This is a genomic window from Halorubrum orientale (assembly GCF_059623105.1).
Genome location: NZ_JBSPSR010000001.1, coordinates 85,541 through 100,713, shown reverse-complemented (window position 1 = coordinate 100,713; position 15,173 = coordinate 85,541). Strand labels below are relative to the sequence as shown.

General features: G+C 57.4%; 5 protein-coding genes and 1 pseudogene. 1 reads left to right on the top strand and 5 read right to left on the bottom strand.

All coding sequences use genetic code 11. The features are described 5' to 3' along the window. Positions 1 to 293 precede the first annotated feature (293 nt). The 4 genes and pseudogenes from ACWUI7_RS00485 to ACWUI7_RS00470 form a co-directional block, all read right to left on the bottom strand. Complete coding sequence (locus tag ACWUI7_RS00485) at positions 294 to 1,115, bottom strand: ion transporter (RefSeq protein ID WP_496640189.1); 822 nt, start codon at positions 1,113 to 1,115, stop codon at positions 294 to 296. Beyond that, positions 1,112 to 9,052 (bottom strand): Ig-like domain-containing protein, encoded by a 7,941-nt coding sequence (locus tag ACWUI7_RS00480; RefSeq protein ID WP_496640188.1) that lies wholly within the window; start codon positions 9,050 to 9,052, stop codon positions 1,112 to 1,114. The genes ACWUI7_RS00485 and ACWUI7_RS00480 overlap by 4 nt, the downstream gene beginning before the upstream one ends. Before the next feature lie 589 nt (positions 9,053 to 9,641). Beyond that, positions 9,642 to 11,834: a PAS domain-containing protein gene (locus tag ACWUI7_RS00475; protein WP_496640187.1), complete on the bottom strand. Its 2,193-nt coding sequence runs from the start codon at positions 11,832 to 11,834 to the stop codon at positions 9,642 to 9,644. 671 nt (positions 11,835 to 12,505) lie between these two features. Next, positions 12,506 to 12,922, bottom strand: a pseudogene (locus ACWUI7_RS00470) (metal-dependent hydrolase); the annotation flags it as partial. Positions 12,923 to 13,542: 620 nt separating this feature from the next. Here ACWUI7_RS00470 and ACWUI7_RS00465 point away from each other — a divergent pair. Then, positions 13,543 to 14,607, top strand: coding sequence for a 2-hydroxyacid dehydrogenase (locus ACWUI7_RS00465; RefSeq protein WP_496640185.1), 1,065 nt, complete (start codon positions 13,543 to 13,545; stop codon positions 14,605 to 14,607). A gap of 149 nt (positions 14,608 to 14,756) precedes the next feature. Here the strand turns inward: ACWUI7_RS00465 and ACWUI7_RS00460 are convergent, their stop codons facing one another. After that, the gene (locus ACWUI7_RS00460) at positions 14,757 to 15,071 is read right to left on the bottom strand and encodes a hypothetical protein (RefSeq protein WP_496640183.1); all 315 of its coding nucleotides are present in this window, start codon (positions 15,069 to 15,071) and stop codon (positions 14,757 to 14,759) included. Positions 15,072 to 15,173 lie beyond the last annotated feature (102 nt).

The following is a 15,173-nucleotide window of genomic DNA, read 5'->3' as shown; positions in this document are numbered from 1 at the left end:
GTTCACAATCGGCAGAAGCAAAAAGTTATCATTATTATTTGATATGTAAATTCATGACACGGAGGTACACAACGAGGCGGGGAGTGCTGGCGATGACTGGAACCGCAGCTGGTATCGCTGTTACCGGTTGTCTTGGGGGGTCGAGTGGAGGGTCACACAGCGAATCAGGTGTCGTAACAGGCCACGTGTGTGTCGGCTGTGCTAGTGGGTTGACACCATCTCTGAAAAGCCGTCTTGGGGCGGTACGGTGTCAATCAAGAGCCACTAGTCGTGGGAGACGCGGACGGTGTTCTTCAGTGGCCATCGGGTGATTTCCCGCAGTGTGGGCAGGAATCTTCGGTATCCGACTGGGAATCTTCGGCATCCGACTGGGAATCTTCGATGAATCCCGCAGCCAGTATCGATGCCGGAAGCGCGAACAGTCCGATACCAAATACGGCGATGAATGATCCAGCAATCTGTCCCCACCTCGTCACCGGATACATATCGCCATATCCGACTGTTGTGAGGGTCATCGCACCCCACCACAGCGTTGCCGGAATCGAGCTGAAGAGCTCCGGTTGTGCTTCGTGTTCGAGCTGATACATCACAGACGAAGACAACACGAGCAAGATGAGATTCATCGCTGCGGCAACAACGAGTTTTTCTTTTTGTGATCGGATCACCGACGAAAACGACCGCATCGTTTCTGAGTATCGGGCAATTTTCAGCAGTCGCACCACTCGAAACAGCCGCATAGCCCTGAGAAAACGCGTATCTACGGCCAACACACCAGATAGGTAAAACGGCAGAATGGCGAGAAGGTCGATGATCATGAGTGGACTGACGATGAATCGAATTCGCCCCCGGACTGGGTTTTCGTACGTTCGTGCCTCGGTGATCGACCACACGTGTGCGAGGTACTCGATCGTAAAGACGGTCACAGAGATGAGTTCGATGAGGTAGAGCTCACGACCGTACGCAGCTGAAACCGGTTCGACCGTCTCAAGCAGCACAGCGACGATGTTCACCACGATCAGGGTCATGATTCCCCAGTCGAACACTGTCCCGAGACGGCCGCCGAGTCGGGGGGCAAAGAGTTCGTAGGTGAACGCTCGCACGTGTCGATACCTCATCGGCTGAACCTCTCTGGTGGTGCGTGGATAACGTACTCTTGGTATCGCTGTGCGGTCTCAACCCAGGTGGTTGCACGGTCAACGTCACAGCCGACCGCTCCCGCGATCCGACCGGGGTCTGCAGCTGCTAACTGCTGTACGGACTCAATGCCGACCGCAGACAGGCGTGCCACGGCAACGGCTTCTCCGGTGTCCAAGACCGCCCACGCACGCGTGTCGCCGACTGCAGCTAGTGACACCGGGTTCGCCGTTCGGACGCCGGTGGCCGTCGCTTCCGTTCGCACAACCTCCACGAGGATGCGTCGTCGGAGATGGGAGACGACCGACTGCTCTTGGTCGGCCTGTATGACCCACTCGCGTACACGCGTCGGTGATACGTCGATTGCCGCGCCTAATCGCTCCGGATCAGACGCTGCCAACTGCTTGACAGTCGTGATTCTCATTTCGGCGAGTCGCTCGCAGTACGCCGGGCCGATCCCGTCTATCGACTGTAGCTCACTGCCAGTCGTGTCCAGCTGCTTCGCCGTTTGAACGGTGAGGCGACAGACGAACGACTGCGCCTGTGTTGCTCGCCGGGAGGCTCGCTGCTGTCCCGTCATCCGTGCGCGCTTGCATCTCTCGACCGTCTCCATCACGTATGCACCCACGACGGTACTCACTGCGGCGATTCGTGCCGTGAGCCAACCGAGTCGCTGGCGAACCCGCTTGCCGTTCTGTGTTTCCGCGATCGGTGGCCGATCCGCTTTCGCACCCCGCTGTTGTGCTTGCTCGATCCACGCGTCAACGACGTCAGGCGCAGTCTCAAGCGTGTTCACGAGGTGATCGAGATCCGCCGCTGCGAGCTGGTCGACCGACTCGATGCCGACCTCGCGTAATGCCGCAGCGTGCTCGCCTGCGATCGACGACACCGACGGATTACTTGCTGGAGGGTTCTCGCCGCTCAGTGCGTACCACAATCGATCGGTCGTGTCCGTGAGCAGTGCACTCGACCGGAGCATGAGCGTCGAGTAGCGCTTGCCGAGGGCGTCGAATTTGCCCATCACGATGTCTTCGATCCACCGCTGTATCTCGGCGACCACGACGCTCAGTGCGGTTCCAACAGGCCCGGAGACAGGGGCGAGCCAGCCGGGGATGAGCGTGGTAACGAGCCCGCCAGAGACGGTATCGACACCGCCACGCAGCCGGCTCCGCAGCCAGCCGCGCCACTGGCGCTTCCGGTACGACCGGTACGTCTCGACGAGGAACGTCTGGAGTCCCTCGCGAGTCGCTAGTTCCCGGTGGCTTTCGAACCACTCACGCCAGTACGACCGCGTGAAGTACTTGCGAAGCGCCGCCAGCCGTGCGCGAATGTTCGACCACGCCAGCCGTTTTCGCAAGCTGGTGACGAACCGTGTGAGCTGCTGGCGCGTCGAACCGCGCAGCCGCCGTCGCAGCCACGATTGGAGGCGGCGGCGAGCCATGTTTGTCGGCGTCTGGATCCGGTCGCCACCGAAGCTGTAGGCGGCTCCAGCCGCACCAGCACCACCGGTGACGGTAACCGCGGCCTTACCGGCGGTAGACAGCGAGCCGAACCACCGCACCGGAGCGGTTATCGAAGCGAGCAAAACGCCGACGGCTCCACCTGCGCCGCCACCGCCGCCACTGTCACCGCTGCCTCCAGCGCCACTACCGCTTCCAGCAGCGCCACCACTTCCACCACCGCCACCACCACTACTACCGCTGCTTCCGCCAGCACCACCGCTTCCGCCAGCACCACCACTTCCGCCAGCACCGCCACTAGCGCCTCCAGCGCCGCTGCTGCCCCCGCCTCCGGCGCTCACTCTACCGACGCCAACAGCACCACTACTGCCGCCACCGCCTCCAGCAGTGCCACTCTCTCCGCCATCGTCAGTGCCACTCTCTCCGTCATCATCAGTACCGCTGTCACCGCCATCATCAGTACCGCTGTCACCGCCATCATCAGTACCGCTGCTGCCGCCTCCAGTAGTGCCGCTGCTGCCGCCTCCAGTAGTGCCGCTGCTGCCGCCTCCAGTAGTGCCGCTGCTGCCGCCTCCAGTGGTGTCGCTGTCACCGCCATCATCAGTGCCGCTGCTGCCCCCTCCAGCACCGCTTTCATCGTCCCCTCCAGCACCGCTTTCATCGTCCCCTCCAGCACCGCTTTCATCGTCCCCTCCAGCACCGCTTTCATCGTCCCCTCCAGCACCGCTTTCATCGTCCCCTCCAGCACCGCCGACACTATCTTGATTGCCTGATTCGGTGTCGCCGGGAATCGGTGCGTCAGCGTCGGCTCTGATGTCAACGTACGATGCCGAGTACGAGATATTCGAAACGTCGACGCTTATCCCGTCGCCCGTGGATTCGACCGTCAGTTCCCGGTCAGTAGACTTGTACTCAGCAAACAGTTGGTGCTCGGCGGAGTCGACCCCCCACTCATCTAACTGCCCCTCCGGGATTGTTGCCTGATAGAACCCGTCATATTTGACCCCGGGTTGTTCAAACCGTGGTGCAGCTATCCACGTTCGCAAGCGGTTGTCTCGCACCTCAGGAAGTGAGATCTGTTGTGCGTTCGTCGTGAGAATCATCCCAGTGAGTCGGTTCTGTACCGCTTCTGGCTCAGTCGAAAGGTCGTAGATCGAGAATATCACGGTCTGATTATACGTTGCATCAGCAGTGTCCTCCTCACTGCTTGGCCAGAGGACTTCCGCGGGGTCCTCATCGACCATCGGACCAACGCGTTTTTTGTTGGCTGATGTGGTCGCGAGCCCCACTGGACTTCCGCGGATCGTGATATCAGTAGCCGCGGGGTTGCTCGGATTCGGTGTGGCGGTGAACTCGGCGTTGCGCAGTGCCCAGAACAACGTGTGGGGCGTGTAATTTTCTACCGTCACCGTGATTTCGAACACAGTGTTTTCCGTCACACCAAATCCTTCCAGCTCCGACGGTGTGTCCACGACCGACGTATTACGGCCCGGATCACTCTTGTTCGCGATCTGAACCTGTAAGAGACCATCTTTGATTTCAGGGATAACGACCATCTCGTGTCCGCCGACGCTCAGATTGCCCGGACCATCGACGATGCGTAGCTCCGGATCGTCATTGATGGTCTGTGGCTGCAGGTCCATTGAAATGTCCGTACGATTATCCGCTGTAACGGTTACCTCCCGAGAGCCCAACCCGGCGCCGGTCCCGAGTGGTGCTACGACGTAGGTCCCTGGCGGAACATCGAGTTCGAAGGTTCCATTGTTGTTGGTTTTGCTGTAGTACGTTCTCCCCTCGCCCCCGATCTGAACGGGCAGGTTGGCTGCCGATTTTTGCTGATCGGTAACACTTCCGACAATCGTCCCAGGATTATTGAGCGTCAGATGTGCAGGGTCTGGGTTCGCTTGTTCTGCATTCACTTCTCCAATTGCCCTGGGTGAGCCGGGTCTATCAACGATAACGCGGTAGTTTCCAGCCGGGACAGCAACCTCGTAGTTCCCGTCCGCATCGATCAAGACGTTTTGACGGTGGCTGCCGTCTGCTTTTACTACAGTCACGCGGCCCCCATCCGCACGATCGCCGTTCGAGTGAGTGACTGTTCCGTGAATCAGGGTGTCCGTTTCGAGGCCTCGATCAACATCGAGATTCTCGAACACTGTAACGACAACGCTGGACTTGGCAGAATTCTTAGCCCCCGCAAATTCCACCTCAACAGGGTATTTTCCTGGCTCCGTCCCAGTGTATTTAATAACTGCCACGCCGGAGGAATCAGTCGTCCCGGTTTTGCCGTTGAACTCTTTACGGGGAGACGTAATCGTGACGTTCGTATTTGGAACGGGGTTCCCATACTGATCGGTGACAAGCAGTTCGAGTGGTGCGTTTTTATCTTCGATTCCTACCTGCGTTCGTGCACTTGTGACCGCTCCGCGTTCTACAGCGCCCTCGCTGTCGGCAGTAACCGACACGGTAGTCGTACTACTGATTTCACCGCTTTCATCGGTGAACTCGACGGTGTAATTGCCTGCGCGGGTCTCGTTGAATTGGAAGCTGGCCACACCATCCGCGCTCGTCTCCACAGTCGTTCCACTGGGCAGGCCACCGAGTCCGTCAGTAGACCGGATTCGGATCGTCTCCTTGGGAACAAAAACGCCGCTTTCGTCGGTTGCTGTTATATTGACCGTGCTCGTCTGACCGGCACGAGTTGCCGGCGGCGCTGGCGCCGATACCGCTCCTCCCTGTCCGCCGCTCACACCGCCACTGTTCGCAGTGACTGATATCGGGACAGTTCGGCTAATACCGCCCGCTTCCACGGTCACATTGTACTCACCTTCCTGTACTCCACTGAAGTTGAATGTCGCCTCTCCGTCACTGTTCGCGTCGACGCTGGCACCCTCTAAGTCGGAAATTCCATCCGCGTCAGTGATGGTGATCACTTCCCCACCCACAGGGTTCCCGAACGTGTCTGTCGGATTTACCGTGATTCCGGTCCCACCTGGTGTACGCGTCTGCGTCCCGGTAATGTCTCCACCGCTACTCACGCCCTTACTGTGTGCGCTGACTGTTGCAGTTGTCGTCGTCGTGAAGGCCCCACTTTGGTCGGCAAGGGTGATATCGTAGTCACCGGTGACGTTCTGAGAGAACGTAAACGTCGCAACACCCGACTCGTTCGTGACGGCAGTGACGCCTTCCAAGTCGGCGATACCAGCGGCGTCCATGACGGTGATATTCTCGTTCGGAACCCTGACGCCGTTCTCGTCAGTGACGTCAACCGTGATCGTTATTTCTTGCTCAGCAGTTGCTGTCTGCGAGGCCGGCGCTGTGAGCTGCCCGCCGTCGCCACCGGTTACACCCTCGCTGTTCGCAGCCACCGTCACCGAAGCGGTGTCATCAATCGTGCCGCTGTCGTCGGAGACGGTGAGGGTGTAGTCTCCAGGGACTGTGCCGCTGATACGCATCGTAGCCACGCCAGTGTCGTTCGTCGCCGCGGTTACTCCGTCGAGTCCGCCGACCCCGCCGTCATCCGAAATCCGGATCGTCTCACCGACCACTCGATTCCCAGACGCATCCTCAGCGGTGATTTCGACGGTCGACGTCGAGTCGCCGTCGACGGTCGTCTCCGCAGTAATCGTCCCACCAGTACCACCGCTCACGCCCTTGCTATGTGGAGCGATTTCCACGGTGGCAGTATCGGTGATCTCGCCGCTATCATCAGCGACCGTGAGCGAATAATCGCCGGCAGTCGTCTCTGTAAATGTGATTGCTGCGACGCCATTGGCGTTCGTTTCTGCCGGCAGGGCAGGATCTCCGATCTCACTGTTGTTTCCGACGGAGAGCGTCTCACCGACGACGGGGTTTCCGTACTGATCCGTCGCGGTGACAGCGATACGTCCTCGGTCGTAACTCACCTGTGTTGTGGTGATTGTGATTTCTCCGCCGGTGCCCCCGCTCACTCCCGCGGGATCGTTAGAGACAGTGACAGTCACCGTCCCTCTGATGGATTCACCTTTGAGGTTTGTGGCGTCGCCGAAGGTATCGTCCGCGAACGCGACCTCGTAGTCGCCGGCGCTCGTCTCACTGAATTCGAACTTCGCGACACCAGAGCTATTGGACGTTGTGGCCGTGGAGGTCGCAAGTCCACCGAGGCCGTCGGTTGTGGCGACGATAACCGTTTCATTCGGGAGCAGGTTCCCGAACTGATCCGTCACGTTCAGTTCGATAACACCAGTTTGCCCAGCAGCCGCTTCGGGCGGAGTAACCGCTGAAACGGTACCACCATTACCACCTGACAACCCCTCGCGGTCCGGGTCAACCGTCAGGTTCGCAGTGTCAGTGAACGTACCGCTTTCGTCACTGAATTCGATCTCGTAGTCACCGACGGTCTTGCCGGTTACGGTGAACGTTGCCACCCCCGACCCGGCTGTCGTCACCGTCGTATTCGACAGCGAGATGCCATCGCGTACGGTGGCGCTGATATTTTCACCTGCGACCAGGTTCCCGTACACATCCGTCGCATTCACAGCGAAGACCTGTTGTTGCCCTGCGCTGGTGGTCGAGGGGCCTTCAACGGTAATGTTACCGCCCTCACCGCCACTCACGCCATCGGGATGGTTCGTAACTGTAACCGTGACCGTCTGGGTCACAGTCCCGCTCTCGTCGACGAGTTCGACGTCGTAGTCGCCCGCCCGCGTTTCAGTGAATTCGAGCGCTGCCACACCCGAATCGTTCGTAGTCACACTCGTCCCGTTCGCGAGGCCACCGAGGCTGGCATTCGATGCGACACTGAGGTTTGTGCCCGCAACCGGGTTTCCGAAGCGGTCTGTGGCACTCACGTTGATAGTGCCAGTCACCCCGGCACCGGACGACGGTTGGGCCACTTCAGAAATCGACCCGGCAGCTGTTCCATCCGCGCTGGTCGCCCCGACGCTGTCGGCCACGACCGTCACAGACGCGGTATTGGAGATATCGGGTTTATCGGCATTCGCGAACGTGATCGTGTACGTGCCCGCGGTCGTCTCGGTGAACGAGACCGTCGCGACGCCGGCGTCGTTCGTCGTCGCATCGGCGGTCAGTCCAGAGACTCCGTCGGCATCGACGACTTCGATCGGCACGTTCGTGTCCAGCTCACCGGCGAAATCGAACGCCGTAATCTCGATCGTATTGGTGGTCCCAGCGACGACCTCGTTGACGTCTATATTGGTGATTTCCAATCGTTCGGCACTGTCGAACTGCGCGTTCTCGTCGACTCCTCGGAGAATGATCTTGTCGAAATCGGTGCGGGGGTCATCGGCGGTGACGATCTTCCAGGTGTTCTCAAAGTCAAATCCGGTCTTAGCGGCATTGTCACCCGTAACTTGGTCTGCTGATGCGTAATTGTTTGATCCTCGGTAGATAGGCAAGCCCTCAACAATGTTCACTTTCGGGCAAGGGGCGTCTGTCCCAGCTATTCGAGAAGTACCTGCAGATGCCCCCGAAAATCTTGATGTAGTTTCTCCGGATGCGAACGAATCTGATATTGCCGCCTCGCCTGCCTTACCTACGAACCCACCGCTACTCCCACTGACGTTTCCGGAGGCATATGAATTTGAAATAGACACCTGGCCGCCGATCAGGTGAGAGATAACGTACTTTATATTTCGGTTCTCGCCGGTATCAAAATCGCCAGGACAGCCCCTTTGTCTGGCTTCTTTCTTCCTCGAACCTCCCCCACCAAAAGCATACTGCGCATAGGTCGCGTAGTCGCCAGCTTGCCCAACAAACCCTCCAACAGTATCACTTCCGCTCACGTCACCGCGGGCAAAGGATCCCAAGATCTGACCTCCTCCAGTAGTCATCTCCCCAACGAATCCACCAACGTATGAGCCGCCCTCAACTGTTACATCAGCGTACGAGTTGCTGACGGTCGTCGATCCCAGCTCACCAATAAGCCCACCGACTCGGGTGCTGCCGGTGACGTTCCCGGTGGCGCTCGAACCATCAATCTGACCGTCGGTGTGTCCGACGAGCGCACCGATGTCGTTCCGTCCCTCGACACTGACGTTATCTAGATGGACGTTCGAGATACGTCCACCCGAGCCAGTAGAGCCGAACAAGCCGACGTTGTTCGTGCCAGGGCGGTGAATATACAGGTCTGAAATTTCGTTTCCATCACCGTCGAACGTCCCGCTGAACGAGCCAATCGGATCGAAGCCCTTCCCGTCGTTCCACTGTGCGGTCGCACTCGCGTCGATGTCGTTCCCGAGCCGATAATGCGCAGCGGTATCATTCTCGATCGCCTGCAGTTCCGACGTGGTCGTGACGATGTACGGGTCACCATCGGTCCCCGAGCCGTCTAATTCGTTGAGGGTCACATCGGCCGGACCAGTTGTTTGTGCCAGCGCCGGGGGTGTGAAGGCGACAGCCCCTGTGAGGACGATCACCGTAGCGACCAGCGCGACGAGTGCAGTGAACGCTCGGTTCATTCTGCCCTGTCGGTCCGCGCTCTCGAACGCGCCGTCTCTGCCATCGCAACGCTCGCCGGTGGACCCCCAGTCGCCTGTTTGCCTGGGGCGTCTCGGTGGGTGACGCCGAGGTCTACGCTATTGGCTCCTGCAGCACAGATACAGAGAGGGTTACAAATCCCATACGTTGAATCCCAACCCGTCACCGCTTGCGACCGGCTCTCTCCACAACTCAAACCCATATAGCTCGTAGAACCATGGAGAGCCCGTGAGAGGACTGTCGGCCCCACACCGGGGAGGGCAGCCGACTGCAGACGGCGTACTAAGTTGAGATGTCGTAGAGTCCTGAGTCTCATGGTTGTGTGCACGAGAGAACCTCTTGTACCCCGTTAGGTCTTTGTTGAACATATGGCCAGTGTGGCAGTGGTTTTACAGTATGTGTTTTGTTAGGTGATTAGTATAGTATTTTTACTGAGCATATGTGTGTTTTAGTTTAGCCGTATGGCTCACTACAGATGCGTTAACGAGAGTTCGTGGTCCTCACCGACAGATAGTCCGGTAGGGTGTCTCGGAGCTTGATCTCGAGGGCGAATGCCCTAAGAGTAGTCCGTCATTGCGTTTCACTATCAGAGACTTCTACACCGTCTGGGTCCCCACCAACCTCGGTATGTGATTCAGTGAACAGGCTCGAAAACACCGCTTTTTCGCCGGCTCGGATACGACGAGTAACCGTCGACCTGCTGGTATCGAGCGCCTCTGCCACATCTGCTGCGGTGGCTCCTTGTGGGCGAGCAAAAAAGCCCATCCTGACCGCGACCTCCAGTGCTTTCCGTTGATACGCATCTAGCTCGCTTACTGCGTGTGGTGTGACCGGCTCGGGTTCGACGACCTCCCGAGACCGCAAGCGCGCTTCGGGCCACTCCACTCGAAAGATGTCGACAACCGTGGCGACGTCGACTGCTGGTGGGACGTGTACACATACCTCTGTCGTCCACGTGTCTGCAGAGAGCTCGATCACATCCACTCCCTCGAGTTCGAGCCGGTGATGGATGTCTGCTGTCTCAACAGCGACCTCACATCGGCACTGATCGTCGTCAACCGCTGTCGGCGACACAGCATCACTCGAGTCACGAGCGATCGCTGCACTGGTGAGTGCCTCACACACAGGGTAATCTGCTTGCGTGAGCATCCACGTCGTGTCCTCATCAACCCGAGTCGGAGTAAACGAGAGCGACCTTGTGTCGACGTCAGCCTGCTTGAGGATCTGAGTGAGTGGGTGACGTCCGTTCGGGACGGTGATCTGAAGCTCGACAAAGCAATCGTCACGAGAGATACGCTCTCGATGCGTAATCGTTCGCTTGTACGCCAGCGCCGTGGCGACGTCATCAGCGAGTGTCTTCAGACTCTTCTGCACCGGAGATTCGCTCACGATGATCAGTACCGAATCGACTACGTTCTCAGCGATGATTGGCGTGGCGATGATCTCGTACGACGTGCGTTCGTGCTCACACGTCGTGTCGTACGACGTTTCGCTGGCATATGCCCTATTTGTTGCCTCTAATAGGTGTTGTTGCGGGAACTGTGTGTCGCCTGCGGCCGCAACGGATTCGATTTGAGGACCGGACGCCGGTCCCTGTCGAGTGACACAGGCGGCGTGGATCGCCTCCGTCGCCGTCACAACCGAAAGCGCCGCGTCAGCGAAGTCATCGAAGCCCGTGAAGCTTACCGACAGCTCCCAGAGCTGCGCTATCAGATCGAGATCCCGTGTCGTCTCCGAGAGCGCCTCTGCGAGGAGCGCTTCCGCCTGCTTTTCAGCGGTGATGTCCATGACGACGCCTTCAAGCATGTCTGTTTCGTCCTCGCGTGACGGATACACCGAGACGAGTCCCCAGAAGGGCTCGTGATGAGGCGGTGCAAACTCGTGCTCAACCGGACGTGGGTCTGCCGCGGTCGACCGAATAGACGCATCATCGATTAGCTGGTGAGACCCAAACACGCGAGCGACAGGCCGGCCGCATATCGCGTCGGTGTCGTCGAGGCCGAATAACTCAGCAAGCGCCTCGTTTGCATACACGACACGGGGAGATGCGCCCAGCTCGATCCGAAACACACCCACTGGAATGGACCTAATGAGAAGATCACGTGATTCGAGTTCACGCATTCGACGAAGCTGCTCGGTCATGTCGCGAATGAGAAATACCGCACACTGTCTCCCAGCACTGCCAATCGTGTTCCGCTGAACGTTCACGTGTCGGCCGGTTGGCGTAGACACACTCGTTTCAGTAGTGTCGTCGTAAAACGGCTTGCATAGCCACGACGGAACCGGCTCACCGACAGTCGTGGTTGTCAGGTGTGCCGCTGCATCGTTCAAGTCTACGACGACTCCGCGGTCGTCTGCCAGTAGATACCCTTCCACGGCGTTTTCGATGGCAGCGTGTCGGGAGTCCGGGACGATAGTTTGGATCCCATCTTGGTGTACGAGAAGCGCAAACACCACGACTGCAAGACTGTTGGCCACCGGAGCGAGGTTGAATCCCTCACCACCAGCGGGGTATACGGCGAACAGCTTCAACAACGCAATACTCCCCGGGAACAATGGGATCGCAACAGCTGCAATAATGATTGGTGACACTGGCCGTCCGCGGGCGAGCCGGTAGACAACCATGCAGATACTGAAGAGGAGGATCGCCCACGCAAGACCGGTGACGATTCCCAGTGCAACGCCAAAGTCGTGCTCAAGCGTAACCGACTCTCCGACCCAAACAGATCGTGGTGTCCCAATCAAAACGGACTGTGGAAGCACGACACTGATTGCGAGGAGTGCAGAAAAAACGTGAGAAGTCCACGCACTGGGCGCGTGTCAGCGTTCTCACCGAGATAGAACCCGACGAGTGCAAACAAAGCCGTCGAAACGGGAAGCCCGATCCACGCGACCATCTCAAGCCGATACAGCAGAATTTTTGAAGAAAGTGCTGTCGTCGCGAATTTCATCGTTGCCACCGTTGACCACCAGAGTGATATCCCCACGATCACCCAAGCGAGTTTATTGAGCTCACGGGCGCTCGACCAGCGATACTTCCTACCGAGCGCGACGCTAACAAGCAGCACGCAACCGGTCAGACCCGCGCTGAGATAGGCTATGATGGGAGTAGACGGGGTCATCACTAGTCACCCCGAAAGGATACCAAGAGAAGCGCATGTACGTTTCACGTATGATTTACTACTTGCATATATATTCAAGTTAATGGGAAAATAAAACGGTTAGTACCCCAAATAGCAGGGTGAATACTGAGCTGGGCGAATTCAGCGATTTTGTAAGGTGGTCGTTTCACCGATCAAAAGATAGTTCAGCAACAAGTGTGTGTGAATCGACTTGGGGTCAAGCCCCGGGGGCATTTTCCTTGGATTCTGTAATAATCTTCTTACAAGAGCTTGACACATACACCGATATTCTCGTTGCTCTCAGGGTCTTATTCAAAAATACGGAGTCAAGAGCGCATTGAGTCCTGCACCGATGGCGAGTGCGCTTGATGTCGAGAGTGTCCATAGTGCTAGCAGTCCGTAGTTCCCGATCACGCTGTCGGCGTTCCAGAGGTCGTATGAGTAGTGCTGATCGTCGCCAAACGGGGTGACTCCCATCGGTGTGAGTGCGTCCGCAGCGATATGTGAGCTGATAGTGAGTCCACCGACGAGAGCGAGATAGCAGGCCGGCCCAATAGTCAAGAGCCACTGGGAGGTGGCAGCGTGGCCGAGCAAGCCTCCAAGAACACCAGTTACGGCAGCGACGACAAACGCGAACTGGACTGTATGTGTTGGGCCGCGATGAGAGACAGGTGGAAGGTCCATGTCGATGTCTGGGAACATTGCCAACCCGATGGCAAGGAGACCACCCCTGACAGCGGCAACGTCAGACCCCCAGCAAGCGCTCCCATTCCAACTGGGGCATACGCTGTCAGCGCAGCCCCGTAGTGACCCTTCTTATGCATTCCGTACGCAATTGTTGAAGAGCCACTACTGTATAATCGATTGGTGCCGTTCGCCTCTGGTCTCTGTCGCCGGTGAGAGTAACCAATATTGTATATACCTGTATAGCTGACCGCTACTCGGTCAGGTGTCGTACAATCTCTAGACAGACACTGTTGTGTAAACTAGAGTAGCGTTTGCACGTAATTGTTCACGTACTTTGTTGCCATACTGTTTTACCGACTCTGCAGCCTACATACCGGATCAATTCGTGAACCCAGTTGCAAACACTACTATAGTCAGGCTCAGCAGCTATTCGTTTAGCTTCGACGTCCTACGTGGAGTACTCAAGCAGTGATGGCGTAGTCTCGACGGGACCCCCGTCGTAATCGTCTCACTGTGACACTCAATCTGGAGCTGTCGTCGCCGCCAATCAGCAGCTGATTTGCCATTCCAGATAGGATATATCATGGCCTTTGGCAGCGGGATAAACCACACTTAATTGTCTGGGGTGTTATCTCATAATGTTGTCAATAGACACCAATACAATGTCTGTGCTCATAACCTCGAACTTTTCAGAAGATGGGATCGAGAAGTTAGGCGAACTCGGGTTCGAGGTGGAGTTTGATCCGATCGAAACCCGTGATGGACGGATGCCTGTTGAGAAACTCAAAGAGCGACTCGCAGGTGTCGAAATATTCATCTCTGGCTTCGAAGGTGTACCAGCCGAAGTTATCGATGCCGCCGGAGACTTGAAATTGATCGCGTGTCCTCGTGGCGGGCCGGAAGCCAGTGTCGACATCACTGCAGCGACAGAGCGTGGTATCCCCGTACTGTATACCCCAGGCCGTAACGCCGAGACAGTTGCTGATCACACGATGGGGCTACTGCTTGCGGCGACACGGAACATCGCCCGTGCCCACCACCGCCTTCGGATGGGCAAAGATACCGGGGACCCTAAAGCAGACGCGGCTGCGGGCGGCGAGCGCGAGGACGTGACATGGGGAATCGGCTCGGAGTCACCGTACACCATGCTTCGTGGGCCAGAACTCAGTGGTCGAACGCTTGGACTCGTCGGCTTCAGTCGCATCGGTCGACGCGTAGCTAGGCGCGCGCGTGACGGGTTCGGTATGGACGTCATCGCTTACGACCCATTTGTCGACCACGTCGAGATGGAGCCGTTCGGCGTTGAGAAGACGACCGATCTTCAAGACCTTTGTTCACGGAGCGACGTAGTCAGTCTCCATGCCGCGGTAGCACCGGGATCACGTGGGATGATTGGTCCTGAAGAGTTCGCTGCCATGCCCGATGACGCCTACTTCGTCAACACGGCCCGAGCCGCGCTGCTTGAAGATGGTGCGCTGCTTTCAGCGCTTAGAAACGACGAAATTAGTGGTGCGGCCCTGGATGTATATCCCGAAGAGCCAATTGCTGAGAACGATCCGTTACTTCAGATGGACAATGTCGTCACGACGCCACACATCGCTTCAGCGTCACAGGATGTCATTGACCGTCACAGCAAACTCACAGTTGACGATATCGAGGCACTGAGCAAGGGCGAGCAGCCGATGCACGTGGTAAACCCCGAGACGCTCGACGGTCTTAGTCTATGATAACGCTCCCAGGTAAAATTTTTAACTATTCGGTATGAAATAATACCACTTTCCACGTTCCATACGGACAGCAGACTCGATCTGCAGACACACTAACGGCTCCCCGCTAAGAAGATATGGCGTCTTATTGACCATCTTCCCCGAGCGTATCACGCCATCGCAGCGAGTTTTGATTTAGTTCTTCTACAGCCGGTCTCCCCCCGTTCGAGCATCCTGTCAGCAATCTCGATGGCCTGTTGTAATTCACCCTGAGACAGATGCGTGTACGCAGGGCGACCGTCAACATGGCTGTACCATTCGCTTTCGAACAGGTTGTCAAGTACGACACGATCAAAACAGTGGTCAAGATGAATCGGCCAGTCGTCGCTACGCTGTGCTTTTTCTGGCAGTTTTTCGTTCATCTTCCGACCGTACTCAGCACGCAATTGAGAGAGATCGTCACCGCTGAGTGTTTCCTGTCCCATATCAGATAGTAGTTGGGCTGAACAAATTTGAGCCGTTTGCTTTTGTTCAGTCTGATTTGACAGGCGCGTTTGTCTGATCGATGCAGGTGGTATCCTCACCAC